We start from the raw sequence: 26,470 nt of genomic DNA on the forward strand, positions 1-26,470 counted from the left end.
TATTGGAAAAGAGATCTATTGAATTCCTTTCCATGCAAAGGGAAGTTCAGTTTAAGCCTGCGATGATTAGACTACGTCATACCCTTGATCTTCAATGGCTGCCTTGATCTGATCCACATTGACTTTTTGCTCGTCATATTCAACTGCGACAGTTCCTGCTGCCAGATCAACCTGACCATTCGCTCCTGCATTCTTCACGGCTTCTTCAACCGATTTCACACAGTGATTGCAAGACATTCCTGTAACGTTCAACGTAATATTTGACATGGGTAGTTCCTCCTTAGATATATAAATGATGAGTTCATTCAAAAATAGTTACTTCATTAACTTCCTTACCGTTACCAATAATTCATCCACAACCTCATGCTCTCCGGCCTGAATGCGCTCAACGATACAGCTCTTCATATGACCTTCCAGCAATAGCTTGCCTACTGAATTAAGAGCAGACTGAGCCGCCGCGATCTGCGTCAGCACATCATCACAATAGGTGTCCTTCTCGATCAATCCCTTGATCCCGCGAATCTGTCCTTCAACACGGTTCAAGCGAGAAATCAGGTTGCCCTTCATCTCTTGGGAGTGATGGCTCTTGCGCACATGCTTTCCATCACTGCCTGACGTATGACAAGAATTGGCTTGCTGATCATCTGTCTGTGAGACTTCGCTAACCTCTGTTACGGATGACTCCAAAGGTTCCTTGGGATGGCTCTGATGTTCCATCGCGAACACCCCTTTTCTTTCGTTCTGTTATAAGAGTAACATACCCCATGGGGGTATGCAAGTCTGTTTTATTTTTTTCTCAAAATGGATGTTTTCCATCCTTCTTGAGCTGACTATCTCGCCAGACATCCCATTAGTCTTCGTAGAGGCTTATTATAGTATGTATTCCATTCTGCTGCTGCGGACAGCCAGACCTAGTTGCTCATAGAAAGCTTGAGCACCAATATTAAATGTAGACACGGTCAGTTCAACACTGTCGACCTGTATTTCTTTGCCTAGTTCGATTAATTCGTGCATCAACAGTTTGCCTGTCCCATGTCCGCGATGTTTGCTGCCAACGATGATCTCATTGATATATAACATCTTTCGATCCTTTAACAAATCCACATTCTGAATAACATTCAACTGTGCGCTCGCATATCCAACAATCTCACCCCGATCCAGCAATTCCGCAACATAGAGATAACGATGATCGGCTTCCAGCAGTTGTTCATATTCCTTATAACTCATTCTCGTTTGTAACTCTCTGTATACGTCTGGCCTGGCCTCTACATGCAAGTGATGAAGCTCATCCATTAATACAGATACTCCCGTGTAATCTCCGATGACAGCCCGTCTAATATTGATTCCACTCATCTTTACATTCTCCCCTCACAAATGTTTCCATGATTATACAATAAATAAACATCTATCGATGTGATTCATGAACCCAGACTGCGTGTAGCGGATATTTCCCTTAAATATCAGAACGATGATACCTCAAAGCATATCCTTTCTTATTTTATAAAAAAAGCAGATACCTTAACGGTACCCGCTTCTTATTAAGCTATATCTGGTTCCTCTTATTCTTTGGATGATTTACCTTCATCAAATGCTACAGGTGACGGTTTGGCAGACCACTCGTCCGCTTGCGGCTCAATATCTACACCGCTCAAAATTTTCTTTTTCTCCATCAAGGAATCCCCGTCTTCATCCAGTTTGTTGCGAATTGCCGCCTCATCCTGAGGTTGATTGTTCTGTGTCATGTTGGAGTCCTCCTCTTCGTAATCATGGTGATGTTCCTATATATAACTTACCCATTTTTTGCATTGTCATTCTGAATGTATACAAGGTTCATCAACCACTTGAAGAAAGTTCACCACATAACTTTATATTTTCGCCACCTTGCTACCCTTCACTTTAACATTCACAAGCAGGATGCTGGCAATAATCATGACCAGACCTGCGATCAGATTGACCGTCACCGACTCTCCGAGGAACAGCACACTGCATAACAAGGCGATCAGCGGAATCAGGAACGTGAACGATCCTACTTTGCTGGCTTCGCCGGAGCTGACCAGTTTGAAGAACGCGAGCCAGCCCATCGCAATAACAAACACCGAAATAAACAACGTATCCAGTATAAAAGGAAGCACCCACTGCACATCAGCCCAGCTCTCTGTGACCGTACCTGTCAACGTCAGAACAACTCCGCCGATCAAAATAGGAATGGCTGTCATCCAGATTCCATCGACCTTCATTGAATTTCGCTTCATATATACGGTCCCGATCGCCCAGCTAATTGCACTGAACAGCCCAAGCATAACCCCTTCAGGGGATACTTTGCCTGTCATGCCGCCAATACTGATCGTAGCCACCCCTGCAAAACCGAGCACCAATCCGGCAATTTTCAGTCCATACATGGACTCACCCAGCCACAACCATGCCCCGATTCCGAGCAGCACAGGCTGTAGGAACACGATGGATGAAAATAAGCCTGCCGGCACTTCCGTCAGCCCGACGGTCTGAAAGCCGTAGAAGAAGATGATATTAAGCACCGCCGATATGGCATAAATATGCCAGGTTTGCTTTAGTCGTAGCGTTTTGTAGCGGGGAAAAGCATACAACCCTAGCACCAGACCCCCAATTAACAGGCGCATGCCTGCGAATATGAGTGGCGGTGTAAAATTTAACGCGTATTTGGTCAGGGGCCAGTTTACTCCCCACATGAGTACCAGAAAAGCCAGGACCCAGCCTGCTTTTGCACGTGATAAAGCCATATGTTTATTCTCCTATCCGGCACACATCTACAGCCGCAGTTTAATCAACCGTACACATTATCCTGCGCTCTTTCTGTGCCTGCAAACCATTTGGAATTCGATCCAGAACCATTTTACATTCATTCTTTGATCGTTCCGTTTCTTCATGATACAATAATGATTGAAATAATTGAAATGCATGTTAATCATAAGGAGCATACCATATTTGTTATGAACAACTCACAGTTGCAGTTATTTGTGAAAATTGCAGAGACGGGAAGTTTCACCCGCGCAGGCCAGGAACTGAATATGACACAGCCCGCAGTCAGTCGGGCCATCTCTTCGCTGGAGAATGAACTGGATGTCACTCTAATCATACGGGATCGTAGGAACGGCATCGTGCTTACGGATGTGGGACAGCGAATTCTGGTCATTTTCCGCCGCATTTTACAGCAATTTGATAAGGTACAGCAGGTCGTTGCGGCCGAAAAAGGGTTGGAGATTGGTACGATTCGTATTGGCTCTTTTCCCATGTCATCTGCCCATCTGCTGCCGAAAATCATCCGCTCCATTCGGGACCGCTATCCTCAGATTCAGTTTGAACTGCACGAGGGAAACATCCTTGAAATTCAGGAGTGGCTAAGCTCACGCGCTATTGATGTAGCTCTCATTATTGCCACAGACAAAGAGCCAGTAGATGTGGCTTATGAGACGCTTCCACTCTATAGCGAGGAGATGCTTGCGGTGTTTCGGGACGATGAACCTTTTGCGAATCAGGAAATTCTGCCCGTACAAATGCTGGACAAACACCCCATGATTATTTGTAAAGGCGGCTATGAGGTACCGATTGTTGATCTGTTCAATCGAGCAGATGCAGAATTACATTTTGGATTTGTCGTGTATAACGTAAACACTTGCCTTAGCATGATAGAGCAGGGACTCGGAACAGCCATGCTACCTGCAATCTCTCTATCCTGGCTGCCTCCGGGTGTCAAAGCACTTCCCACAGAGCCGAAAGCCTACCGCAATATTGAGATTGCTGTTCCTTCACTTGTCGATGCTTCTCCCGCATCCCGGTTATTTATTGAGACGGCGCAGCAGTTGTTCGGACAACGCTAACCAATTGATTGCACCTTCCAATCTAGCGCCAGTCGCTTCTATCTCAAACTCAAAAGGGCGTCCCAAAGTCATGAACATGACATTATGGGACGCCCTTTATATTGTCCACCTCAGATGGACATCATTTGCTTATTTTGCAATTTTACCAGCAGTAGTGCTATAAAATGCCCTGATGATCTCAGCTTTACGCCTGATCCTGACGAGCGAGTGCAGCCAGTGCACGCAGTGCCGCTTTGATCTCACGCTCAACTGCATCAGCTACCGCATTTGTGTGCGGATCATATTCGGCCGCCAGGTCGCTATCTGCGAATCCATCGATAGCGACAATAGCTCCAGCACGAGCGCCGCGCAGTGTGCTGACGATGTAAAGCGCGGCAATTTCCATCTCAGCGGCAAGAGCACCCGCCTGCTTGTACTTGCGGTGAGGAATCTCTTCAACCCCAGTGAAGAAAGCATCTAGGGTTACGGTAATGCCTACGCCAACTTTACCCGCACTTGTAGCTTTCGCTCCACTTGTATGCTCACGAGTCGCTTCAATTAACGCTTGCGTAACACCAAGGTCCGCAACCGCAGGGAAACCATCCGGTACCAGCTGACGTGTCAGCCCGTCCGTACGAACAGCGGCCGTGCTGACGATTACACTGCCCGCTGGGTAATCCGCTGTATACGAGCCAGCTGTACCTACACGAATCAGGGTCGTTACCCCTGCCCGGATCAGCTCTTCGAAGCAGACGGCTGCTCCCGGTGATCCTACGCCATGGCTGACCACGGCCATTTGTACACCTTCATACAATCCTACAAACGTGCGATACTCCCGGCTGAACGCCAGTTCTCTCGCCTGCTCCAGCTTGCGGGAAATTTTCTCCGCACGTGCCGGATCACCACAGACAATGGCATATGCAGGCATATCTTCGGAATGAATTTGCAAAATAGGCATCAACATCTTAATCAAACTCCTTCTTCGTCCATTCGTCTTCTGGAATCGGGATATCTTCACCAGAGAAGCGCTGCTCCTTGAACGGATCGGCAAAATGATGGAAACCATTGACTTCCCAGAAGCCATTGCGATCTTCTTTCATGAATTCCAGACCGCGTATCCACTTCGCACTCTTCCAGAAGTAGAGTTGTGGAACAACCAAGCGCAGTGGATAACCGTGCTTCGGTGTGAGCGGCTCACCGTTAAATTTAAAAGCAAGCAATACATCGTCATGCATCAATTCTTCGAGCGGAACATTTGTCTCGTAATCATGATCTGCGTGGATCATGACGTATTTCGCTTCCGGTTTAACGCCAAGAAGCTTGATAAAATCCGAGAACCGGATGCCTTCCCACGGCGTGTCGAACTTGGACCAGCGGGTAACACAATGAATATCGCTCACCGTGTTCACTTGAGGCATCGCCTGAAGCTCGGCGAAGGAGAATACCTTCTCCTCTTCAACTTCACCGAATACCTTCAAATCCCAAGTGGAAAGGTCGTATTCCGGCACTTCACCTTCATGCAGAATCGGGAATTTCTCGGTCAGTACCTGCCCCGGCGGCAGCCGGTCTCCGTGCTCAGCACCCGCTTTGGATGCCGGGATTTTCGTTTTTTTCAGACGTTCAGCCTTATTATGCAAGCGTGATTCCTCCTTCTTTATATGCTTCCAGCATAACATTCAGGAATTAACGCGAGCTTCCGCCCGCTTTCAGTGCGTCTTGTGCATAGGTACGGTCCTTGAAGAAGAACATCGCCACCAGTGTCACAATATACGGCAGCATCATGGTAAAGTGAGTTGGTAGCGCAAAGCCCTGCAATCGGATACTAAGAGCTTCCATGAACCCGAACAGCACACTGGACCCCATAACGCCAAGCGGATTCGCTTGACCCAGCATCGTTGCTACCAATGCGATGAAGCCGCGACCTGCGGTCATGCCTTCGGTAAACATCGTAACCTGACCGAGCGATAACTGTGCACCCGCCAGGGCGCACAATACGCCGCACATCAGAACTGCACCATATTGAATACCGCGCACCTTGATGCCGATACTCTGTGCCGCTACCGGATTCTCGCCAACCGAACGAAGACGGAAACCGGAGACACTTTTGAACAGATAAAACTGCAAGGCAATTACGATAATAATCCCGAGATACACGAGCGGGCTGTGCCCTGAGATGACATCACCTACCCACGGAATGTCCTTAATAAGAGGAATGTCCCATTTGGGGAGTCCCACCATATCCTTGTCATAGTAAGCACCTTTTACATCAAAAATCGCACGAAGCGCAAAAGTCGTCAGTCCTGTCGCCAGAAAATTAAGCGAGATCCCGACCACAATGGCGTTGGCCTTCAGATTAATACTGATAAAGGCAAATAGCGCTGAGAACAACATGACGATCACAATCGAGAATAGTACGGCCAATAGTACATTGCCGAACAGATAGTTACCGACAATAGCGGAGAAAGCACCGATCAGTACGAGTCCTTCCAGACCCACGTTGAACAGACCGACACGAGAGCATAAAGCCCCACCGAGCGCTGCAAGCAGGATCGGCGTCATAATCCGCAAGGTAGAGCCAAACATGGCTGCATCAAACAGTTGTTGCATTGGACTTTTTCTCCTTTCTCCGCTTCAGGAATGAATATCCGATCTGAGCCGATACAAATAACGTCAATACCGCTTGGATGACACTGCCGACTTCCAGCGGTACATCCGTATTACGTTCCATCCCCATAGCACCTGTCTGCAACGCTGCAAGCAGGATTGCCGCCACAGCTGTTCCTAGCGGATGCGACCGGGCAAGCAAAGTCGCCATAATGCCGCTCCATGCATAACTTGCCGATGACAACGACCCATCAAGGAAACGGTACTGTGTACCCAGCACTTCCCCTGCACCCGCAAGGCCTGCAAGTCCACCACTGATGATCATGGACAGCATCATCATGCGGATACGGCGCACACCGCCATACGTTGCAAACGAAGGATTGCTTCCCAACATGCGAATCTCATAACCGGTTACTGTCTTGTGTGTGAACCAGTAGATGAGAATCGCTGCCACAATAGCAATGATGAAGCCGGCATGCAGTCCCATGCCCTGGAACAGCTTCGGCAGCCAGACACTCTGATCAATCATAGGCGTCTGAGCCATTGCCGCCGATCCCGTGCGGTCTTTAAACGGGTAGGATACCATGTATCCTCCAAAATATATTGCAATATAGTTGAGCAGCAGCGTTGTGATCAACAGATTCATGCCAAAGCGCGCATCCAACCAGCCTGCAAACAGTGACCAGACTCCACCGGCGATGATTCCCGCCACAATAGCTGCAATACAGACAAACCAGCCTGGACCCGGCAGGTAGAGCGCCGTCAGCGCTGCACTAAGTCCGCCAAGAACCATCTGTCCTTCTGCACCCATGTTGAAAAATCCGGCGCGGAACGCCAGGGCTACGCCCAGCCCCGCAAGAATAATGGGCGTCGAACGTGCCAATGTGTTGGTGAAGAAGTAGAAGTTACCGAAGGCTCCTTTCCACATCTCCGCATACGTATCCACCACGGACCCGCCAACGACCAGAATGGCTACAGCACCTGCCAGCAAACCGATGAATACGGCGAGCAGCGGCTGTACGAGTCCGCGAAGTGTTTCTTTTACCCGATTCATATCCGCTCTTTCCCTCCTGCCATCAACAAGCTGATCTGTTCTTCTGTTGCTTCATCTGCCTTCAGTTCCCCGGCGATTCCGCCTTCATACATAACAATGATCCGATCCGATAATTGCAAAATCTCAGACAATTCCGAGGAAACGAGCAGAATACCCGCACCTTCATTCCGTTTGCGCAGCAATTCAGCGTGGATGGTCTCCATCGCTCCGATGTCTACACCCCGTGTAGGTTCAGCCGCAATCAGAAACGGCGTATCCTGGGCAAATTCACGCGCAGCAATCAGCTTCTGCAAGTTACCGCCGGAAAGGAACTGCGCCTTCGTTTCTGCAGAACCCGTTTTGATGCTAAACTGCTTGATCCAGTTCTCCACCATGTTCCGTGCTGCCTTCGCTTTAATGATACCTTTTGATTGAAGCCGGTGATGGTGGCCCATCAGTCCATTTTCACGAACGCTCGCATCCTTCGCCGCTCCCCACATATAACGGTCTTCTGGGATATGGGCAAGTCCATGCTCCCGAATGCGCCGCACTGGCCAATTGGTTGTATCCTGCCCTGACAGCAGGACGCGGCCGCTATCTGCCTTTCGCAGTCCCGCAATGATCTGGATCAGTTCAGATTGACCGTTTCCGGAAATACCCGCGATTCCAACGACCTCGCCTTTCCGAACTTGCAAATGGATATCCTTGAGCGCAGAACGATCCTCTGCTCCTGACAGATTTACCGCTTCCACCTGAAGCACAGCTTCTCCCGGAACGGATGGCTGCTTGTTCATGCGAACCAGCTCACGACCTACCATCAGGCGGGACAGTTCCTCTACATTCGTGTCTTTTGCTTCCAATGTACCTGTCACCTGACCATCACGAAGAACCGTAATCCGGTCTGCTACATCCATGACTTCCTGCAGCTTGTGCGTGATCAATACAAAGGTTTTGCCCAACTTGGCAAGGGATTTCATATTCGCGAGCAGTTCTTTCACTTCCAGCGGTGTCAGTACTGCTGATGGTTCATCCAATATAATGATATCTGCGCCCTGATGCAGCACCTTGAGAATTTCAACACGCTGCTGCATGCCCAGAGGGCATTCGAATACTTTTTTCCACGGATCAACTGGCATACCATACGTTCTGCCCAATTCATTCACCTGGGCCGCTGCTTGTTTGCGGTCAAATACCCCTGCCGCAGACGGCTCACGGCCAATCACGATGTTCTCGGCAACCGTAAAGGAAGGAAACAGCATGAAATGCTGATGCACCATGCCGATACCACTTGCCATGGCCTGAGACGGAGTTGCGAAGCTTACCTCGCGTCCACGAACTTTGATTGTGCCTGATGTCGGTTGCTCCATACCATACAACATACGCATCAGGGTTGTCTTACCAGCGCCGTTCTCACCCACGAGGGCATGAATCTCTCCTTCTCGCAAATTAAAACGGATGTCCCGGTTAGCGGTGAAGCCGCCGTATTTCTTCGTAATCTGCTCCATCTCCAACAGCATATCTCGCGTTCTCTCCTCTCGGTCTTAAATAGCAGCAAAACCGGCTGCCTGATCGGGCAGCCGGCTGATCAACTCAATCACTCAGTCCTATGGGACAAAGAATACTATTGTTGCAATGGATCTTTCACAACGATTTTGCCAGATACAATATCATCCTTGATCGCTTTAACCTTGTCGATAACCTCTTGTCCAACAAAAGCACTCAATGGAGATTCGCTGTCACGTGTTACATACGTCAGGCCTACGCCATCTTCTTTCAAGCCATAGTTCACAGCGCCTGCTTTGAAGTTTCCTTCTACAAAATCCTTCACTGTCTGATAAGCAACCGTATCGGTCGACTTCAATTGAGACAATACAATATGTTCCGGATCTTCAACGGTACGGTCTGTATCCTGACCGGAAGTATAGAAGCCTTTTTCCTTCGCGGCTTCGAACACGCCCAGATCACCTACAGCAGATGCTCCAGCGATGAAGTCAGCACCTTTGCCGAATTGTACCAACGCAAGTTCTTTTGCTTTGGCCGGGTCGTTAAATCCACCAACGTAGTTCACAAGGAATTCCGCTTTCGGGTTAACTGATTCCAGACCAGCTTTGAAACCTTCTGTATATTTCTTGATCAATGGAACGTCCATCGCGGCAATCATACCGACTTTGTCTGTTTTCGTAGACAGTCCGGCAGCTGCACCAAGCAGGTACGCTCCTTCATATTCATGGAAACCAACGCTACGAACGTTAGGCAGATCAACCGTTGTGTCCACAATAGCAAAGGACTTGTCCGGATTTTCAGCAGCCACTTTTTTCAATGCATCTTCTGCCTGGAATGTCGCTGTAATGATCAAATCATAGTTCTCAGCAACTGCAGCACGCAGGTTTTGCTCAAATGCGGCCGGGTCAGTCGATTCAATTGTTTTGGTATCTACCTTGAATTCCTCGCCTGCTTTTTTGAAACCTTCATCCATCTGTACGAAGAACGGGTTTACCCCGATTTTTTCAGGAAGTACAAGCGCCATGCGCAGTGATTTTTCACTGTCGCCACCTTGGGCCGATTGTTCGTCTTTGGAAGCAGAATTTCCACAAGCCGCCAGCAATATAGCCAACATGATGATCGATAAGACGAACGATAAACCTCTTTTCATTTTGAAAATTCCCCTTTTCACTATTCTTTTTTTATAATCCTAGCGGATACTGTCGATCCTTGTCAATAAATCTTTGAGCGGATACACTAAATGGAATATAATAGTTGATTTGCCTTCGGCAGAGCCTCCGAAGCCTCTCTATACCAAGGTTTTTTCCGTTGACATCCAGAGCTGCTCCATGCTAAAGTCAATCCAATTATTATATTCAGATAGGATTTGTCAGAATTATAACGCAATCTTATTTATTTTCCAACCCTATTTTGAGGAGGCTATTCATTTGAAAAAAATCACCCAGATCACACTGGCCGCTCTGCTCGCCGCTCCGGTTACACTCGGCAGCCTCAGCTTGCCCGCTTCGGTATCCGCAGCATCCGCCACTCCCGCCGGACAAACGACCTCACAGGCTGTTAAAGGACCGGTAGCACAAGCTCCTTCAGTCTATACCGAGAGTGCAGCCGATTACGCGCAATTCCTGCAAGCCAAATACAATATCCAATTACCGAAACAATTAACGAAGGGTGACTTCATCAAGGCGATTGCTACCATTCTTGAAGCCGATCAAGCTGCTCCTGCTACAGATGAAGCAAGTAACAGTGAAGTTAAGGCTCCAGCCTTTACTGATCTGAACTCGAATGATTCTACTTATAAAGCTGCCGTTTCCTTATATAACAACGGCATCCTATCCGGTACGGAAGTGCGTGCCAATGACCAACTGAGCACTTATGCTGCTGTCTTCATCGCAGTCAAAGCAGCCGGATTCAAAGAGCTGGCCTATACATATCCTGAAGATAAAACAGCAAAGGCACTTGCGAAACTGGGCATTAGCTCAAGCCGCGTTCAGGGACAAGCCGCGCAGGAACTGGCCGCTGCCATTGATACAGGTCTGATTCCTGAAAGTCTTTACCCCGCTCTCCGTAAGGGTGGCGAAGCGAGTTCCGATTTTGCCAACATTTTGCTTGGACGGGTATTAACCAGTCAGGGTAAATATAAAAATGAAATTGGCCGTTCCGGCGACGCTGACATTTACTCCAAATTGTACGCTGCCTATCGCACTGCTGATTTAATAGAAGCACCGGAGCTTCGAACCATTGTGGATCAAGCTCTGCGGAATGATCTCGTCACAGGTTACAATCTTAAGGATAGTCGCTTTGATTCCAACTTCATCGATGAACTGACTTTAACTTACGGTCATGATGATATTAAACATGCGGTGCAGTTAGTTGGACTGTTGCGTAGTGAAGGCATCGATGCTGACGTACAGTTCCAACCGAAAACATCTGCCTTCATCTATTTGAAGGAATGGGGAGAGCCCAAAGAAACACCGGATTACAAAGTAACCCAGATCGAGAATGGCAACTACATCGCCTACGCCAAAGAATATGACATTCAGTTCGAGTTCAATAACACAGCGGACAAAGCCCGTTTCAACGACATTATATTGAAGTATGCCAAAAAGAATAGCGATGACACCTCTGCCTTGATCCATGCTTCCTGGTGGCAGCCGCTCTATTATTCACCGACTGCTCTCGCGGAATATCCGGTCATTGCCAACAATAAAATATCACTTGGCAACTATTACGCACAATCCTTCTCCCTTAAAGAGAATTCCAAAGCAATTCAGGAAGGTTTCCGTAAGCTGGCCCCTGATGCGGACATCTCCAGTTATACCTTCTGGGTTGACCACCCGTTCTTCAATTATCTCAACGGGGAATCGGAATAAACTGAACATATGCTAGGTGCATTAAAGCTCGCAATTTGACATAATATAAAGCCGTCTTTACCGAACTTTACAATGGATTCGACCCATTGGTTCGTAGAGACGGTTTTTTATTTATCTTTTTACAAATTTCTTCTCAAAAAATTATATTCCATTGCAGGATTTACCAGTAAAAGGTCGAATAACATAGGTACACAAACACGCAATCACGTTTACACATATCTGTAAGACAGGAGTTAATCATGGTATACGACGGCATTCTGCTTGGCTTGATCGTTGGACTGTTCCGGGGAGGATTTCGGTATGGTCTCCACCAGTTTGCAGCACTCAAGCTGCGAGGCGGATGGATTTTTCCGCTATTGCTGCTGGCCCAGTTCTTCATCTTTTTCTTGCAGGAAAGGCTTGATTGGGTTGCATCTATCAACGGGTACCTGTTTGCTGCCGTTTATGTCACAGGTTTAGCATTTTTGTGGCTTAATCGACATTACAAAGGTTTTACGTTGATCTGGATCGGTGTATTTCTCAATTTCATCGTCATGGCGGTGAACGGTGGGCGTATGCCAGTTTCTGTGGAAGCCTCTGCTGTTCTTGGTCCCTATTATGTGGATATGCTGCGCGAAGGTGGAGCGGTATCGAAGCACTATATGATGGATGCTTCTACACATCTTTCATTCCTAGGTGATATCATCCCACTGTCCAGCCCTTATCCACGGACTCAAGTGATCAGCATTGGTGATGTGGTCATGAACATTGGCATATTCCTGTTTATTCAGTACATGATGGTGAATCGAACCGGAGAAGCTTTGCAGCCAGTGAATTCCATCAGGCCTGAAGAGATTCGGACAGACTCCAAGGAAGGGAGGTCTTTTCCATGAAAAAATTCGAAGGCATTAAATATTCCCGTCTCGTCATCAACGCAATCATCGTAGCTTCTGTCGTTGTTGCTTTGACTTCGGGATACAAGCTGGGTGGCTAGTACATATACTTCGCCAACCAAGACAAACAGGCTGCCAGCGGCCTGTTTTTTCTTTCTGGATTTTTGGGAGGTAACTTGTTATGTTATACATCAATATAGTACAAGCCGATATATTCACATCAAGAGCAGACTAAACCAAGCAGGAGAATTTTTATGAACTTTATTCGTAACCTTATCCATAAAGCAGATCGGAGCAGCATGTATGTCGTCTTGCTTAGCTGCACCGGCATCGGTATTTTTCTGTATATGAACAAGTGGTCTTATCTCCATCTATCCTCTGACGAATGGGTAATGGTATACACGATGCTCGGTGCGGCGCTGATTTTGGATTATTTCACGTTTCAAATTCCGCCCAAAGGCAATCAGCAATCCATGGACTCTTCCGTGTACCTCGCCTGTATCTTCATGTTTGGTGGTGCATTCAGTCTGTCTGTACTGCTGCCGGTTTCCCTCATTCTGTTAATCAAGGATCGCAAACTCACCTGGTGGAAACATATCGTCAATTTCAGCATTTATAGCCTTATGATTGCTGGAGCGGCTTATGTATTTACTTGGACTGGAGGAATTCCGGGAGCACTGGATGGATATAACTTGCTGCCCTATTTTGCGGCACTTGCAGCCTACTTCATCATCAATACAATCACGCTTGGCCTGTTTTTTCATTTCTCAACTAAGGATGCGTTACAGCAGATGAAGCGTGTGTTCGTTACCGAATCGCTGCTCGTCTATTTATGTACACTGATTTTGGCGCTTGTGCTGACTATTCTCGTTGTGCATAACGGCGTTCTCGGCCTGCTGCTCTACCTCAGTCTTAGCATTTTGCTATCGCATGCGTTCAAACAGCTGTTTGTGATGTATCAAAGTATTGAGGAAAAGGCCAATACGGATCAACGCACAGGTTTATTTAACCACAGCCATTTTGAAAGTATGCTGGAAACCGAGCTTGGTAACGCCCGTTCTCAGGGAACCCCGCTTTCACTGGGTCTCATCGATATTGATGATTTCAAAAAGTATAACGACCGCTTTGGTCACCTCCAGGGCGACAGCCTGCTGGCTCTTCTCGGAGATTTCCTCAGTCGGAAGACGGAAGGCACTCCCGTTACCGCCTTTCGTTACGGCGGAGAAGAGTTCACCTTACTCATGCCAGGTATGGACCTGGACGAGGCTTATGCGTTCATGAACAAGCTGCGCAAGCAGCTGAACGATACACCTTTTGAAGGAGTGGAAGTTTTTCCGCACGGTTGTCTCTCGTTCTCCGCAGGTGTTGCTCGTTATGAGATCGATATGTACAACAAGTCACAACTTGTGGATCAGGCGGATAAAGCACTGTATTATGCCAAAAAACAGGGCAAAAACAATGTGCATCGCCACGGCAGTAACGACGGTATGGAGCAAGAGATTGATCTGGTGCAGGATGTGCGCGACATTGAGCAGCAGCTCAACTTGTTCAGATATAAGGATATGGATACATTCAAACATTCCAAACGCGTATATAAGTATGCTCTCGATTTAAGTGAGTTGCTGGAACTCGATAATGTGGAGAAGCGGAATTTTGTACTGGGCGCACTAATTCATGATATCGGGAAGCTGGAGATTCCGTGGTCCATCCTGAATAAGAAAGAGAAACTTACCGCTGAAGAGTGGGAAACGATCAAGGGACATGTCATTTGGGGCAAAAAGATGGCCATGACCAACGAGCGTTTTGCCGATCTCATTCCCTATATCGAATTGCATCATGAACGGTATGACGGGGCAGGCTACCCTTATGGTCTGAAAGGCAGTGAGATTCCAAGGTTGTGCCGGATGCTCACGGTGATTGATTCCTTTGACGCAATGACGACAGAGCGACCGTATCAGGAAACGAAAAATGTGGACGAAGCAATCAAGGAACTACAGCTGTGCTCCGGTTCTCAGTTTGATCCCGAGCTAGCCGAATTGTTCATCCGATATATTCAGAAACGAACGGTGCAGCAACAACTTGTGTAACACCCGTAGAATTACCCCTTACAAAGCCAAAAGCGCTACCCCCGGCCTAATCGGGGATAGCGCCATTTTCATGTTCATCATGGAATGAATCATGCACCAGACTATTTCATTCTTGTGCAGATTCTGCGTTATCGAGTGGTATTCATTTCGTGTGAAGTCTGATGCAGCTCTTTAATCATCTGCTGCAAAAACATGTTATCCTGACGACTGATTCCGTGCTGATTGTCTTGAAGAAGCATTTGATGAATGTTCTTCTTGAGCAACTCGCTGCGACGTTCCAATACCTCTTGATTCATGTTGTTGCGTTCACTCCTTAACATCTTTTGTAATGAATTTGTGTTCTATATAAGTATAGAGGACCTTCTTCAATAGGGAAAATGGATACAGCCCCACTCATCTGTATTCATCAAGGCTCACCCTGCGTGACATAATTTCACCCCATGTTGTTCTTAGATATCCTTCTAAATGCTCCCTTATCCACCCGAACTTCCTCCGAAGAAAGACAGACTAGGGTCTGAAGCAAGCATGCGTTATAATGGTGCCAACCCTTGAAACAGATACATATAATTGGACCTTATCTCAAAGGAGTTCTGTATTCATGTCATACAAACAGATTAAATGGATGATTCTGTTGGTCCCCACATTCACGGTGGGACTCTGGGAATACATCCGTCATCAATTTCTGATGCCCTACCTTTCCATGGATGCGGGCAACTGGCTTACCCCCCTTATCCTTTACCTCATAAGTGTCACCTTGCTAAGTCGCTTATTTAAAATGCTGGAAAGTGCCAGGGCTGCTCTAGAGCAGGAGCGCGCTTCCAAAGTGGCACTCGAAGCTCGGGACCAACTGGCCCGTGAGCTTCACGATGGCATCTCGCAGTCTCTTTTTCTCCTGTCGGTAAAAACAGACAAGGCCGAGCGCAGTATGGCTGGAAGCGGCCACGAGAATGACATTCGGGAAATACGCAAAACCGTACATGAGGTCAACGCTTACGTACGGCAGGCCATCGCCCAGCTCCGCTACGTACCTGGACAAGTGGCAGTACCGGAAGGAACCTCCCTGCTGTCACAGGTGGAATTACTTATAGAGGAGACGGTTCCTTCGGCGCGTCTGGAATGGAATCTGGAGAGCACCTTCTTCTCTCCAAAGGAGCAGGTAGAGCTGCTCGCCTGCATTCGGGAAGCACTACTTAACGTACGTAAACATGCCCGGGCTACAGATATTCGAGTGACAGCAGAAGGGACTCCTTTTGTCTGGTCGATCTTCGTTCAGGATAACGGTGTTGGTGTGAGCGGGGATCCACTGCATCTGAAGGATCGGTACGGCTTGAGAATTACGAAGGAACGTGCAGTTCAGATGGGCTGGTCTTTCGCCCTTGATTCAAGGCCAGGTTACACACGAATAACCATTGGGAAGGGGCATGCTTAATATGGAACTTGTACGGGTATTGGTTGTCGATGATCACGCGCATGCGCGTGAGGCGATCTGCAGTATTTTATCCGAGGACAGCCTGTTTGAGGTTATTGGTACCGCTTCGACTGGGCTGGAAGCACTGGAGCTTACCGGGCAATGGATGCCCGATCTTATTTTGATGGACGTGCAGATGCCGGATATGGATGGGCTGGAAGCCACCCGCCAGATCAAACTGCGCTTTCCTTATGTCATTATCGTCATGGTCACTGTATCGGATGATGTCACGTACCTGTTCGAAGCACTGAAGCAGGGAGCTCAAGGATATTTGCTCAAAAATCTGGCTCCTTCCACCTGGCTTGAATACCTTCGCGCCATCGTCAGTGATGATGCACCCTTGAGCAAGGAACTTGCCTATCGAATCCTTCAGGAGTTCCCTGCACCTCGCACGGAAGATGTACCCGATAATCCCCTGACTACGCGGGAGCTAGAGATCCTGCAATGGGTATCTGCGGGTTATACCAATCGTGAGATTGCCGACCAACTTGGCATTTCGGATCAAACGGTGAAAAATCATCTGAAGAATATTTTACAGAAACTGCATCTCGAAAATCGTGTGCAATTAACCCGCTATGCATTGGAAAGCGGACTAGCAGGGCGTAAGCTGCGTAAATAGCGGCACATTCATGTTTTTGTCACAATTCTATGGATCATTTCGTTTTTTTATAGCCCAATGTAGTCATACGGTGTTATTTTGGACAAAGTTATAATGGTATAGATTGTGCTCGGATAACAAAGAATGACTTACAATTCTAGACCTAAGGGTGATGATTTTTTGATTTTGAGTAGGTTCACCACGAAATTGGGCAAACGGCACTGGGCATTGATGGGCGCCCTGATGTTATTATTTTGCCTTGTTATGCCACAATGGGCATCGGCCCATGCTTATATCGTGCAGGCCTCACCAGGTGAAAATGAACTGGTTGCGACTGCACCTGAACGCCTGACTCTCGAGTTCAACGAGTCTTTGCAGACGGCCTTCTTTGATATTAAAATCACCGGACCTGACGGAACACAAGCAGATGACGGCAATGTGCATGTCGATGAGGATCGTCCTCATATTCTGGAGACCGGACTGCGGACCGGACTTGGAAACGGAACCTACGCCGTGAATTGGAAGGCTGTATCTGCGGATGGCCACCCCATTCAGGGAGCCTATGTGTTTCATATTGGGGAACCATCTGGCGCTCCTGCCGGTCTCGCGGATTTAACCTCAGGTTCAGGCCAGGTTGGCGGACCGTTAAAATGGATTTTGTCGCTGACCGACTGGATTCAATATCTGGGGTTGTCTGTGATTCTGGGCACACTTGCTTTCCTGCTGTTTCGAATTGCGCCTGCTTCCATGGCGAGAGAACCACTGGAAGTGCCAAGAAGCTATAGGTTGTTATGGATCAGTTATGGCGCCGCTTCTGTTGCCGCTCTGATCAGCCTGCCTCTGAACACATTGTATGAATCAGGCGTTTCCATCGGGGAGTTCAGCTGGGCACTGATGGGCAGTGCACTTAAATTGACGTCATTTGGCCAGATCTGGATGGTACAGATACTCATTGTGATGTTGCTGGCGGTTACCATCCTCTCCGGATATGACCGGGATCGCTCGCTGCGTATCCGGATCTGGTCATCATACGGATCACTGATCCTCGTTCTTGGCTGGTTGTTCACTCATGCGATGACAGGACATCCAGCTGCAGCGGAACAACGCACACTCGCCATTGCAATGGACTTCATTCATCTGATCGGAGCCGCTTTCTGGATCGGCGCTTTAACCGCCATGGCTGTGTGTCTACCTCCGCTCGCGGATAAACTGCCTTCCACGGTGCGAGGAGAAGTCTATTGGACGGCGATCCGACGATTTACAGCTTGGGGTATCGGTGCTGTTGCTGCTCTCGTCGCTACAGGGATATATAGCAGCCTGATCATTTTGCCTGCACCTATACTTACGTCCCTGTTCACAACGGGGTATGGTCTCGTGCTTATCGCTAAAGTTGTCTTGCTTGTTGTAATGCTTGTATTGGCTGGGCGTCATGCCAGAATGGCACGTGCAAGCAGCGGCAACCGACTCGCTGGCACCCTCAAGGCCGAACTGATTGCTGGAGCCGTCGTGCTTGCGCTGGCTGCCGTGCTGACACACTTGTCTCCCGGACAACCGGCAGCCGCAGGACCTTATAAAGAAGTACAGACTACGGATGACGGGACCACAATTACACTTCAGGTAAGCCCAAATCGTACCGGAGAGAATCAGTTCAAAGTCGACGTGAAGAAACCGGACGGCACTACAGTTAACGATCTGGAACAGATCACACTTTCACTGACCCACCTGGATATGGATATGGGCATTTATGAGATCACGATTCCGAAAAATGATACTGGCGTATACGAGGCAGAAGAATATATCTCCATGCCAGGACGCTGGAACATCAAGGTGCATCTGCTAACCCGATCTCTGGATTCGCTGGATACCGAATTTGAGATCGACACTGCTAATCCGTAGGTATAGACCGATTCAGATTTGAAACGCGACTCAATCTAAAATCAGTGTCTCAATAAGCTGCAATTGTAGTGAAGGGGACGAAATCGATTCTGGAAAAGTGTAACGTTCGCATTTATTCCCGGATTTTCACTTATAAAGTGAATCAAAAAAATCTGGGAATAACAGCGATTGAAAGAACGATTCGTAACCGGAACGGTGACTTTGCAGCACATCAGGCACTTATTTTAGAAAATGGGCCGAAACATAAATGATAAGATTTGAGAGGGGTAAATTATTTTGAAGAAAACATCATGGACTTCCAAACTGACATCCAGCCTTACTGCTGGAGCTGCTGCACTAATGCTGTTTGCTGGATTCGCCAGCGCACACGTTACCGTTAACCCAACCGTGGCACAGACAGGTGCATGGCAGACGTATAGCATCAAGATTCCATCCGAAAAAGAGCTGCCTACCACCAAAGTCACGCTGAAAGTACCGCAAGGCGTTGCATTCAAGCAATACCAACCACTCGCAGGCTGGAAAATCACTACTGAAAAAAATGATTCCAATGAAGTGACGTCAATTACTTGGGAAGTGGACGCAGATAACGAAGGAATTCTGGCTGGTCAATTCCAGCAGTTCAACTTTGTAGCACAGAATCCGGATGCCGAAACGGAAGTAGCCTGGGATGCGTTCCAGTATTATAGCGATGGCAGCATCGTGGAATGGACAGGCGGACCAAGTGACAGCAACCCGCACAGTATCACGGCAATCAGCCAAGATCCTGCTGCTGCAGGTAATGCCGCTGCAGGCGGAGGTCATGATAGCGCAGGTACAGCCGGCAATGCGGGTCATGATGATGAAGCAACGGGTGATGATACGAAGGCAAACGACGATACCACACTGGGTGATGCGTTGAACGACACCGTTACTGGTGAGCCAAACAACACGGATTCAGACCCCGGCACATTGAAGCTGCAACAGGCAACACTGATCGTATCCATTCTGGCGTTGATCCTGTCCTTCCTGGGTATCGCTCTGGCAACACGCCGCAAAAAACGTTAAGAACTAACATGCAGTCTTGTATGTAGACATAAAAAGAAAGGAGCCTTTGGCGAACGGGGTCTATCCCGATGTGCCGAGGCTCCTTTTTGTTATCTGTATACATACGCTAACTCGATTTCAGACTCATGCTTACGATCACTGATGATGAACAGCGTCACTTACCGCCCTTTGCTCTACCGTTCCTGATCCGTCTGGATCATGATTTCAATGTATTGCAGCAAGCTCTTCTTCTGTTGTTCAATCGACTGTATCCGTCCAGACAGACCTGCGAAGAACGCTTCGATCTGCTGCCTTGTATAATCAGCCGATTGTCCCTTCCAGTCGTCGAGACGGTTGTATAAGCTTCTCGCCTCCTGCTCATCTGCCTGGAGACGGGCAAGCAACTGAGTCAATTCTTTTTCAGCAATCCGAAGATCATTCAACTCTACCAGCAATTGTCCGCTCACTCGTGATCCCTCCCTTTATGTAAGTTCCAATCGCCAGGCCCTTCATGCAAAATTCTAGTTAAAACTGACTTGACTCTCATCTGCCTGACGGAAGGCTTCCGCCTTCTCTTCGATAAAGTTCAAGAACTGACTCGTATGCTTCATATGCCATGTGCTCAGTTCGTTAATAGACGCATCCAGATGAGTGACGATAGGCTCAAGTCTGCGACTGCGGCTGGAATGCAAGTATTGAGCCATCCGGCTCCGTACTATGTTCAACTCTGCATTACACTGTTGTGCATTTTGCTTCCACCGGGCAGCGACACTTTTGAGTTCCTCAGGCGTTACCTGAATCAGGCCAGACGCTCCTGCTGCCGCGGCCATACCTCTTGCAAGACTGCCCGCTTGCGCACCCAAGTTCCGCATGAATGCTGCGAGATCAGACAGGACATTGGACGGCTGACGCGGAGAATAACCGATGTGCTCGCCTGTAACCGGATCGTAAAGATCGTTGGAAACATAGCCATTCTCGAACTCATACTGCTTCAGACTGTGGTACTCCTCGCCACCAAAGGTGTTACTGATTTTATCCCACATGCCCATGTCATCATTCATATCCTTGTAGTTGGAATTGATGTAATACATGGAACCTACATGACGATCATATCCACCAAAAAATCCGCTGGTCACAAAATCTCCGGGATGCCCATAGTTAATGATTTGGCTATCAAACCCACCCTCTTCAGCCTTTCGCTTCGCCTCTGGTGTGAGACTGGAGATCACAGAAGGCGCGCTGAAGGTCACTGCGGAGAGTCCCGTGTATGCGGCCGCATATTGGGCATTTCCCCCTCCAAGCGAATGCCCTGTCAGCGAGAAATCCAGATCCTTGTATTTTTTCCGCATATCATTGGCGTAGTCTTCCGCCTCATACATCTGGTTTGGTCCCAGACTGAACGTTTTATCCAGCTTTTTATCCAGTTCTCCCACAGCATTCTCGACTGTAGTGATCCCCGTAACATCTCTTACCTTCTGAATGCCATTTGCCAACCAATCCGGTGTAAAATCCGTACTTTGTTCGATCTTTCGGCCAAGCTCAGGCAAACCGATTTGAGCGTCTGCATAATAATCGGGGGCGCTGCGATCCAACGAAGCACTTCCCTCCGTCCCCCGATATGCGATAACCGCCTGTTTGGTCTCCGAATTGTAGAAGGTCACCGCATCAAAACCGGATTTTTTGTTTCCATGCGTGTCTTCAAGAACTTGCCATCCAGGAAGATTCTCAAACTCCATACCTGATTTCAGATTCTCATATGCTAATTCAGACATCTTGTTGTATGTCTCATCATCAATTTTTGGTGAATTACTCACAACCTCTGCACCTCCAAGAAAATCAATCCTGAATTATGATTTATTTGTTAAACGGATCATATCCCTTAGCTATAATCGCTTCCTTAATTGCCGGACTCATGCCAAAATTTTTGATCTTTTTATCCTCATAGTCGTACGAGATTGTAAACTCTTGCTCTTCATGTTCCACCACATGTCCTTCCATAGCTATAGAATCAAGCGCCATCTCGGGTAACAACTCTTTATTCGTGATGACTACATTTAGTTCATATTTATTTTTCAGATATTTTACGGCTTCTGCTTCCGCTTCTTTAAAATAGGCCTGTTTTTCACTTTCCTTCATGTTCTGACACCCTCCCAAAATAAAAGTGGATAGTATGATCAAAAAAAACATACTTGCGAATCGCCGCTTCAATCTCATTATCAATCACCTTTTCTTTTTCATTAATCATTAAAATATATTCCTGTATCCACTCTATTCTCCTGTTAACTGCATCATAGTACAAAATCAACATGATCACATCGGCTGTTGGCATCGTTTTTATGTAACTTTGTTCCTAAATGATTCCATTAGAGCATTCGGGTGTACATTACCCAATTCAACTGTTTTTGCATCAGTTGCCTATTCATAAATTTCCCAGACGAAAAAGAGCCTGCTCCAGAGAGCGGCCCTAATCTTGCCATTTCAATGATTTACTCCAATACCATCCGCAGGGCGGTCAGTGCAATCCCGATTATAAATCCGGTAACGGCCCCGTTAATCCGAATCCACTGCAGATCCTGCCCTACTTTATCCTCAATCAAGGAGATCAGTGAGGCATTATCCATTTTGTCGACATTTTCGCGCACGAGGTTGCCGATTTTGGAATGGTTTTTCTCCAGCAGCGTCGTTACACCTTCCACAATCTTGGCATTCAATCCTGCCAATAAAGCATCGTCTGACCGCAAATCAGACAATACCCGCTCAATCGCAGGTAAAGCAAACGTCTCCACATACTGACCATCTTCCATCGCAGCGAGCGCCTTATCCCTCAATTCAATGAGTTTGTTCAGCACGGTTTCCTCTGCGTTCCATCCATCCAGCATGTTGTTTTTCCAGCCGTTGACTCCATCCTGCACACTTTCACTCATCGCTAGCCGGATAGCCTGGGTTCGCAACAGATCGAGCACTTTGTAACGAAGAGCGCTGCCCTCTCGCTTCATGTCCTCTACTCGGTCAAACAGATACCCTTGCAAAATGCTGCCCAGACGCTCCTCGTTCAGATAACCCATGAACGCATTCATCGCAAATTGCATTAATCCATTCATCTGGATGCCACTGATCGCCTTTAAGCCACTTTCACCCAAAAACATAATGGTCTCTGGCTTCACCAGCCATTCTTCTGCCTGCTTCAAACCGTAGTCCAGTGCTTTGGCATCATATCCACGCTCACTCATCTGGATCGAAGCCCGTTCCAGAATCGGACCCAAGTCGAAGGCTCCTGCCTGTGATTTGATCTCGCCCGCAACCAGTGGAGCAATCTGCTCCAACGGAAGGCCTGCAAGGATTCGTTTGCAGAGTGTATCGATCATGGTCTTGACTCCATCGTTGTGAAGCTCCCTTGTCATCGTATCCAGAACGATTTCTGCTGCCTTGAAACCCGCAATTTTCTCGGTGATGCTATCTTTGTTCAGCAAGTTATTTTCCACTGCGGAGACAAGGCCTTCGGTCAATTTGTCCCGATTTTTGGGCAGTAATGCCGTGTGGGGAATGGGAATACCCAGTGGATGACGGAACAACGCTGTTACGGCGAACCAGTCCGCAAGTCCACCTACCAACCCCGCTTCAAATGACCCTACGAGCAGTTTGCCTACAACACCGCCCTGAAACGGCAATGATGCGGCAAATCCTGCTCCCATAACAACGAGAGACCAGGCTGCTGCTTTTTTGGTTTGTTTAGGTTTAGCCATTGTATTCTTACTCCTTTATCGTTAATCACACGGGTTCAATGACACCCAACTTTCCCGTGCTCCTCTGTTCTTCATGTGATCCATTCCATAGGAAAGCTTCTCTTTCCATATTTCGTATACTTCATCTTATCACCCGTAAGCGTCAAAACCAAACCTCTGGCTGGCCAAAAAGGATAAAAGAGGGGTTTTTCCTATCGAAATGGTCGTATTCTTTTCCATTACCAAAAAGGTTTTAGTATAATCAATACAGACGACCCTCCATTTAGGATTGGCCGGCGGTCAACAGGGTAATTACATAATGGAATAATGAATGAATCAGAGGAGGAATTTCGGACCATGAAACACGTGCAGGACACAACGACACTTTATAACGGAGTCAAAATGCCTTGGCTGGGTTTTGGTGTATTCAAAGTTAAAGATGGAGAAGAAGTGGTTGATGCCGTCAAAACGGCCATTCAAGCAGGTTATCGCAGTATCGATACAGCAAAAGCGTATAACAACGAAACGGGTGTAGCTCAGGGTATTCGTGAATCTGGAATCGCCCGCGAGGATCTGTTCATTACCACCAAAGTGTGGAACGGGGACCAAGGTTACGAATCCACACTGGCAGCTTTTGAAGCAAGCATGGAACGACTCGAACTGGAATATCTGGATCTCTATCTAATCCACTGGCCTGTCAAAGGCAAGTACAAGGATACCTGGAGAGCGCTGGAGAAGCTGCATAAGGAAGGACGCATCCGCGCCATTGGGGTGAGTAACTTCCAGATTCACCATCTGGAGGACCTGATGACCGATGCCACCATTAAACCTGCAGTGAATCAGGTGGAACTGCATCCGCTGTTGATCCAAACGGAGCTAAGGGAGTACTGCAGCAAACATCAGATCCAGATTGAAGCCTGGTCTCCACTGGGTCAGGGACACCTACTGGAGCATCCGCTTCTTCAGGACATCGCTGCCAAGTACAGCAAGTCACCGGCACAGGTCATTCTTCGTTGGGATCTGCAAAATGGTATTGTGACCATACCTAAATCCGTTACACCACAGCGCATTCGCGATAACGCGGACCTGTTCGATTTTGAGTTGACTACAGAAGAAATCGAACGCATTAATCAATTGAACGAGAATAAGCGCTTTGGTTCCGATCCGGACAACTTTAACTTTTAACATCAATATATAATCAAAGCTAGAAAACATCAAAAAATCCCGATCCGGATGCAACGCAACTGGATCGGGATTTTGCTTGTTCATTTATGGTTATATTAGCCTTTGGAAACCAGTTTGAAATCATCAAAGTGGAAACCTGGAGCTACAACACACGTTACCAGTACAGGCTCATCACCCAGTGGACGTGCGGTTTGCCATACTCCGGCTGGAACGAGTACCTGCGGCGATTGCCCCGCAGCAATATCCATCCCCAGCACAAGCACTTCTTCATTTTCCGGGTTTTCCCCGTTGCCGCCCAATTTCAATTCAACCGGACTGCCGCTATGCCACAACCAGAGCTCATCGGACAAAACAGTATGCCATTCCGAGACTTCATGCGAGTGCAGCAGGAAGTATGTCGAACTTGCCGAGAATCGAGGGCCTGAGTATGTATCCGGCAGTACGGATTGTGGAATTTGATACGATGCCTTCCATTCTTCCTTATACCAACCGCCTTCAACGTGTGGCTGCATATTCAATGCAGCAACGAGTGGCGATAATTCATGTGTCGTCATATTCTGTTTCCTTCCTTCCAAATCGAATTGGAGACACCCCTATCCAGAGGTTAGCCTCACTCCCCCTACTGTAAAACATGAATAGACTTTTGTCACCTTTACACCATATCTAAGCTTGCCGAAAATCATTCCACCCGCATTCTATTCATTTCGTCTGGTCGGACCCACACACAAATGATAGCGTTTACAACAAACTGGATTTTCCGTTATGATATGGATATTAACCGTAAATCAGCTGGCGCAGAGGGGAGACGTGTTATGAGTGTTATAGAGGATCGGATTGGACCCAAATATCGAATTGGCGAGAGTTCATTCACCATTGAACACATGAGCAGACACGACGGGAACGCCATGCCACAGCCTCATGCACACCCTTTTTACGAACTGTATTATCTGCTTGAAGGAGAACGCGTCTATTCCATGAATGGTCAGCTTCTTACCGCCCGCAAAGGTGATTTGATCCTGATCAATCCCCATGATGTACATTCGACGTCCAAAGGTAGCCTTCCCGGCTTTGAACGAATCCTGATCGGATTCTCACCTTCTTTTGCAACCGGGATGGAGCTTGGAATATGTGGTCTACTTCCCTTCGATCGTTCAAGGCTGCTGCACTTTCCTGATGCGGAACAGCCCGAGATCGAACGAATGCTGTGGCAGATGCTGCAAGAATGCCGGGAGCGGCGCCCTCATTATGAAATCGTGGTGAGAAGCCTGCTTGCCCAGATCCTGATTCAGATCCACCGGGTTGAAGAAGATACTCGGCAATCTTCTCCAGTCCCGCATCATCCCATGCAGGATAAGATCAGTGAAATCGTCACTTATGTGAACAATCATTATACCGAGCCCCTCACATTAGAAGAGGCCGCAGCGCGATTTTATATCAGTCCATCCTATTTGAGCCGGATGTTCAGCCGTTTTACCGGATTTCGCTTCAGCGAATATTTACGTGTTACCCGGGTTCGGGAGGCACAGAGACGTTTACTGTCCACTCAGGAACGGGTGCAATTGATTGCGGAGAAGGTAGGATTTGAGCATACAGCCCATTTTAATAAAACGTTTAAACAGGTGACCGGGACCACGCCGCTTCGCTATCGCAAAGAACATCGATAGATCTTCAAAACGACTGGTCGAAGCCAGACGTCTGTCATGCGACGACCTGTCAGGACACCGCGAGCCAGGAGATGCCCGCGGTGATATGCTAAGCGTATACTAGTTTGGCCCC

28 protein-coding genes are annotated in these 26,470 nt (G+C 47.8%); 10 read left to right on the forward strand and 18 right to left on the reverse strand.

Features of this window, described 5'->3' with window-relative positions; translation table 11 throughout:
• Positions 1-66 precede the first annotated feature (66 nt).
• The 5 genes from ACR1R9_RS25165 to ACR1R9_RS25185 form a co-directional block, all read right to left on the reverse strand.
• A complete protein-coding gene (locus ACR1R9_RS25165; protein ID WP_053779829.1) occupies positions 67-267 on the reverse strand; it encodes a copper ion binding protein in 201 nt (66 codons plus the stop codon).
• Positions 268-315: 48 nt separating this feature from the next.
• Positions 316-717, reverse strand: a complete 402-nt coding sequence (locus tag ACR1R9_RS25170; RefSeq protein ID WP_076290663.1) for a metal-sensitive transcriptional regulator — start codon at positions 715-717, stop codon at positions 316-318.
• Positions 718-870: 153 nt separating this feature from the next.
• A complete protein-coding gene (locus tag ACR1R9_RS25175) occupies positions 871-1,353 on the reverse strand; it encodes a GNAT family N-acetyltransferase (protein WP_076290664.1) in 483 nt (160 codons plus the stop codon).
• A gap of 206 nt (positions 1,354-1,559) precedes the next feature.
• On the reverse strand, positions 1,560-1,742 hold the full coding sequence (locus ACR1R9_RS25180; RefSeq protein WP_063566250.1) for a hypothetical protein: 183 nt from the start codon (positions 1,740-1,742) through the stop codon (positions 1,560-1,562).
• A gap of 123 nt (positions 1,743-1,865) precedes the next feature.
• Positions 1,866-2,756 carry a DMT family transporter gene (locus ACR1R9_RS25185; RefSeq protein WP_076290665.1) on the reverse strand — a complete coding sequence of 297 codons (891 nt, stop codon included), beginning with the start codon at positions 2,754-2,756 and terminating at the stop codon, positions 1,866-1,868.
• 210 nt (positions 2,757-2,966) lie between these two features.
• On the opposite strand from ACR1R9_RS25185, the gene ACR1R9_RS25190 reads away from it, so the two are divergent.
• On the forward strand, positions 2,967-3,854 hold the full coding sequence (locus tag ACR1R9_RS25190; RefSeq protein ID WP_076290666.1) for a LysR family transcriptional regulator: 888 nt from the start codon (positions 2,967-2,969) through the stop codon (positions 3,852-3,854).
• A 184-nt stretch (positions 3,855-4,038) separates the two neighbouring features.
• Here ACR1R9_RS25190 and ACR1R9_RS25195 read toward each other — a convergent pair whose 3' ends face one another.
• The 6 genes from ACR1R9_RS25195 to ACR1R9_RS25220 all read right to left on the reverse strand — a co-directional run bounded on the left by ACR1R9_RS25195 (position 4,039) and on the right by ACR1R9_RS25220 (position 10,123).
• A complete protein-coding gene (locus ACR1R9_RS25195; protein WP_433922407.1) occupies positions 4,039-4,797 on the reverse strand; it encodes a nucleoside phosphorylase in 759 nt (252 codons plus the stop codon).
• Between the two features lies 1 nt (position 4,798).
• Positions 4,799-5,470 (reverse strand): sulfite oxidase-like oxidoreductase, encoded by a 672-nt coding sequence (locus tag ACR1R9_RS25200; RefSeq protein WP_076290668.1) that lies wholly within the window; start codon positions 5,468-5,470, stop codon positions 4,799-4,801.
• 46 nt (positions 5,471-5,516) lie between these two features.
• Positions 5,517-6,440: an ABC transporter permease gene (locus ACR1R9_RS25205; protein WP_076290669.1), complete on the reverse strand. Its 924-nt coding sequence runs from the start codon at positions 6,438-6,440 to the stop codon at positions 5,517-5,519.
• Positions 6,424-7,491 carry an ABC transporter permease gene (locus ACR1R9_RS25210; RefSeq protein ID WP_024632283.1) on the reverse strand — a complete coding sequence of 356 codons (1,068 nt, stop codon included), beginning with the start codon at positions 7,489-7,491 and terminating at the stop codon, positions 6,424-6,426. Before ACR1R9_RS25210 ends, ACR1R9_RS25205 begins: the two co-directional genes overlap by 17 nt.
• On the reverse strand, positions 7,488-8,987 hold the full coding sequence (locus ACR1R9_RS25215) for an ABC transporter ATP-binding protein (protein WP_076290670.1): 1,500 nt from the start codon (positions 8,985-8,987) through the stop codon (positions 7,488-7,490). Before ACR1R9_RS25215 ends, ACR1R9_RS25210 begins: the two co-directional genes overlap by 4 nt.
• A gap of 104 nt (positions 8,988-9,091) precedes the next feature.
• Entirely contained in the window at positions 9,092-10,123 is a 1,032-nt protein-coding gene (locus ACR1R9_RS25220; RefSeq protein ID WP_076290671.1) for a BMP family lipoprotein, read from the reverse strand.
• A 277-nt stretch (positions 10,124-10,400) separates the two neighbouring features.
• On the opposite strand from ACR1R9_RS25220, the gene ACR1R9_RS25225 reads away from it, so the two are divergent.
• The 3 genes from ACR1R9_RS25225 to ACR1R9_RS25235 all read left to right on the forward strand — a co-directional run bounded on the left by ACR1R9_RS25225 (position 10,401) and on the right by ACR1R9_RS25235 (position 14,802).
• Entirely contained in the window at positions 10,401-11,843 is a 1,443-nt protein-coding gene (locus ACR1R9_RS25225; protein WP_433922406.1) for a hypothetical protein, read from the forward strand.
• Between the two features lie 239 nt (positions 11,844-12,082).
• On the forward strand, positions 12,083-12,715 hold the full coding sequence (locus ACR1R9_RS25230; RefSeq protein ID WP_076290672.1) for a DUF5317 domain-containing protein: 633 nt from the start codon (positions 12,083-12,085) through the stop codon (positions 12,713-12,715).
• A gap of 254 nt (positions 12,716-12,969) precedes the next feature.
• The gene (locus tag ACR1R9_RS25235) at positions 12,970-14,802 is read left to right on the forward strand and encodes a bifunctional diguanylate cyclase/phosphohydrolase (RefSeq protein ID WP_099858660.1); all 1,833 of its coding nucleotides are present in this window, start codon (positions 12,970-12,972) and stop codon (positions 14,800-14,802) included.
• A gap of 128 nt (positions 14,803-14,930) precedes the next feature.
• Here the strand turns inward: ACR1R9_RS25235 and ACR1R9_RS25240 are convergent, their stop codons facing one another.
• Complete coding sequence (locus ACR1R9_RS25240; RefSeq protein ID WP_162842449.1) at positions 14,931-15,098, reverse strand: hypothetical protein; 168 nt, start codon at positions 15,096-15,098, stop codon at positions 14,931-14,933.
• A 302-nt stretch (positions 15,099-15,400) separates the two neighbouring features.
• On the opposite strand from ACR1R9_RS25240, the gene ACR1R9_RS25245 reads away from it, so the two are divergent.
• The 4 genes from ACR1R9_RS25245 to ACR1R9_RS25260 all read left to right on the forward strand — a co-directional run bounded on the left by ACR1R9_RS25245 (position 15,401) and on the right by ACR1R9_RS25260 (position 19,808).
• Positions 15,401-16,231 carry a sensor histidine kinase gene (locus ACR1R9_RS25245; protein ID WP_433922405.1) on the forward strand — a complete coding sequence of 277 codons (831 nt, stop codon included), beginning with the start codon at positions 15,401-15,403 and terminating at the stop codon, positions 16,229-16,231.
• A 1-nt stretch (position 16,232) separates the two neighbouring features.
• On the forward strand, positions 16,233-16,889 hold the full coding sequence (locus tag ACR1R9_RS25250) for a response regulator (protein ID WP_090904095.1): 657 nt from the start codon (positions 16,233-16,235) through the stop codon (positions 16,887-16,889).
• Between the two features lie 159 nt (positions 16,890-17,048).
• A complete protein-coding gene (locus tag ACR1R9_RS25255; RefSeq protein ID WP_433922404.1) occupies positions 17,049-18,764 on the forward strand; it encodes a copper resistance CopC/CopD family protein in 1,716 nt (571 codons plus the stop codon).
• A 276-nt stretch (positions 18,765-19,040) separates the two neighbouring features.
• Positions 19,041-19,808, forward strand: a complete 768-nt coding sequence (locus tag ACR1R9_RS25260) for a YcnI family copper-binding membrane protein (protein ID WP_246318071.1) — start codon at positions 19,041-19,043, stop codon at positions 19,806-19,808.
• Between the two features lie 173 nt (positions 19,809-19,981).
• On the opposite strand, the gene ACR1R9_RS25265 is transcribed toward ACR1R9_RS25260, so the two are convergent.
• The 5 genes from ACR1R9_RS25265 to ACR1R9_RS25285 all read right to left on the reverse strand — a co-directional run bounded on the left by ACR1R9_RS25265 (position 19,982) and on the right by ACR1R9_RS25285 (position 23,530).
• Positions 19,982-20,254: a hypothetical protein gene (locus ACR1R9_RS25265; protein WP_076290677.1), complete on the reverse strand. Its 273-nt coding sequence runs from the start codon at positions 20,252-20,254 to the stop codon at positions 19,982-19,984.
• A 54-nt stretch (positions 20,255-20,308) separates the two neighbouring features.
• The gene (locus ACR1R9_RS25270) at positions 20,309-21,559 is read right to left on the reverse strand and encodes a lipase family protein (protein ID WP_433923656.1); all 1,251 of its coding nucleotides are present in this window, start codon (positions 21,557-21,559) and stop codon (positions 20,309-20,311) included.
• An 82-nt stretch (positions 21,560-21,641) separates the two neighbouring features.
• Positions 21,642-21,923 carry a hypothetical protein gene (locus ACR1R9_RS25275; RefSeq protein WP_076290678.1) on the reverse strand — a complete coding sequence of 94 codons (282 nt, stop codon included), beginning with the start codon at positions 21,921-21,923 and terminating at the stop codon, positions 21,642-21,644.
• Entirely contained in the window at positions 21,910-22,116 is a 207-nt protein-coding gene (locus ACR1R9_RS25280; protein WP_433948868.1) for a hypothetical protein, read from the reverse strand. The genes ACR1R9_RS25275 and ACR1R9_RS25280 overlap by 14 nt, the downstream gene beginning before the upstream one ends.
• A 157-nt stretch (positions 22,117-22,273) precedes the next feature.
• Positions 22,274-23,530: a DUF445 domain-containing protein gene (locus tag ACR1R9_RS25285; protein ID WP_163761634.1), complete on the reverse strand. Its 1,257-nt coding sequence runs from the start codon at positions 23,528-23,530 to the stop codon at positions 22,274-22,276.
• A gap of 336 nt (positions 23,531-23,866) precedes the next feature.
• On the opposite strand from ACR1R9_RS25285, the gene ACR1R9_RS25290 reads away from it, so the two are divergent.
• A complete protein-coding gene (locus ACR1R9_RS25290) occupies positions 23,867-24,694 on the forward strand; it encodes an aldo/keto reductase (protein ID WP_076290681.1) in 828 nt (275 codons plus the stop codon).
• 95 nt (positions 24,695-24,789) lie between these two features.
• On the opposite strand, the gene ACR1R9_RS25295 is transcribed toward ACR1R9_RS25290, so the two are convergent.
• Positions 24,790-25,248, reverse strand: a complete 459-nt coding sequence (locus tag ACR1R9_RS25295; RefSeq protein WP_063566267.1) for a cupin domain-containing protein — start codon at positions 25,246-25,248, stop codon at positions 24,790-24,792.
• A gap of 258 nt (positions 25,249-25,506) precedes the next feature.
• Between ACR1R9_RS25295 and ACR1R9_RS25300 the strand changes: the two genes are divergently transcribed.
• Positions 25,507-26,358, forward strand: a complete 852-nt coding sequence (locus tag ACR1R9_RS25300; RefSeq protein WP_076290682.1) for a helix-turn-helix transcriptional regulator — start codon at positions 25,507-25,509, stop codon at positions 26,356-26,358.
• Positions 26,359-26,470: the final 112 nt, after the last annotated feature.

Source organism: Paenibacillus taichungensis (assembly GCF_050994985.1).
Classification (GTDB): domain Bacteria; phylum Bacillota; class Bacilli; order Paenibacillales; family Paenibacillaceae; genus Paenibacillus; species Paenibacillus taichungensis.

Coding starts and splice junctions, on each gene's coding strand:
- ACR1R9_RS25295 (WP_063566267.1), bottom strand. CDS start 25,248: ATGACGACACATGAATTATCGCCACTCGTTGCTGCATTGAATATGCAG.
- ACR1R9_RS25210 (WP_024632283.1), bottom strand. CDS start 7,491: ATGAATCGGGTAAAAGAAACACTTCGCGGACTCGTACAGCCGCTGCTC.
- ACR1R9_RS25185 (WP_076290665.1), bottom strand. CDS start 2,756: ATGGCTTTATCACGTGCAAAAGCAGGCTGGGTCCTGGCTTTTCTGGTA.
- ACR1R9_RS25280 (WP_433948868.1), bottom strand. CDS start 22,116: ATGCCAACAGCCGATGTGATCATGTTGATTTTGTACTATGATGCAGTT.
- ACR1R9_RS25205 (WP_076290669.1), bottom strand. CDS start 6,440: ATGCAACAACTGTTTGATGCAGCCATGTTTGGCTCTACCTTGCGGATT.
- ACR1R9_RS25245 (WP_433922405.1), top strand. CDS start 15,401: ATGTCATACAAACAGATTAAATGGATGATTCTGTTGGTCCCCACATTC.
- ACR1R9_RS25215 (WP_076290670.1), bottom strand. CDS start 8,987: ATGCTGTTGGAGATGGAGCAGATTACGAAGAAATACGGCGGCTTCACC.
- ACR1R9_RS25220 (WP_076290671.1), bottom strand. CDS start 10,123: ATGAAAAGAGGTTTATCGTTCGTCTTATCGATCATCATGTTGGCTATA.
- ACR1R9_RS25190 (WP_076290666.1), top strand. CDS start 2,967: ATGAACAACTCACAGTTGCAGTTATTTGTGAAAATTGCAGAGACGGGA.
- ACR1R9_RS25275 (WP_076290678.1), bottom strand. CDS start 21,923: ATGAAGGAAAGTGAAAAACAGGCCTATTTTAAAGAAGCGGAAGCAGAA.
- ACR1R9_RS25290 (WP_076290681.1), top strand. CDS start 23,867: ATGAAACACGTGCAGGACACAACGACACTTTATAACGGAGTCAAAATG.
- ACR1R9_RS25175 (WP_076290664.1), bottom strand. CDS start 1,353: ATGAGTGGAATCAATATTAGACGGGCTGTCATCGGAGATTACACGGGA.
- ACR1R9_RS25300 (WP_076290682.1), top strand. CDS start 25,507: ATGAGTGTTATAGAGGATCGGATTGGACCCAAATATCGAATTGGCGAG.
- ACR1R9_RS25165 (WP_053779829.1), bottom strand. CDS start 267: ATGTCAAATATTACGTTGAACGTTACAGGAATGTCTTGCAATCACTGT.
- ACR1R9_RS25235 (WP_099858660.1), top strand. CDS start 12,970: ATGAACTTTATTCGTAACCTTATCCATAAAGCAGATCGGAGCAGCATG.
- ACR1R9_RS25240 (WP_162842449.1), bottom strand. CDS start 15,098: ATGAATCAAGAGGTATTGGAACGTCGCAGCGAGTTGCTCAAGAAGAAC.
- ACR1R9_RS25180 (WP_063566250.1), bottom strand. CDS start 1,742: ATGACACAGAACAATCAACCTCAGGATGAGGCGGCAATTCGCAACAAA.
- ACR1R9_RS25170 (WP_076290663.1), bottom strand. CDS start 717: ATGGAACATCAGAGCCATCCCAAGGAACCTTTGGAGTCATCCGTAACA.
- ACR1R9_RS25285 (WP_163761634.1), bottom strand. CDS start 23,530: ATGGCTAAACCTAAACAAACCAAAAAAGCAGCAGCCTGGTCTCTCGTT.
- ACR1R9_RS25230 (WP_076290672.1), top strand. CDS start 12,083: ATGGTATACGACGGCATTCTGCTTGGCTTGATCGTTGGACTGTTCCGG.
- ACR1R9_RS25270 (WP_433923656.1), bottom strand. CDS start 21,559: ATGTCTGAATTAGCATATGAGAATCTGAAATCAGGTATGGAGTTTGAG.
- ACR1R9_RS25195 (WP_433922407.1), bottom strand. CDS start 4,797: ATGTTGATGCCTATTTTGCAAATTCATTCCGAAGATATGCCTGCATAT.
- ACR1R9_RS25250 (WP_090904095.1), top strand. CDS start 16,233: ATGGAACTTGTACGGGTATTGGTTGTCGATGATCACGCGCATGCGCGT.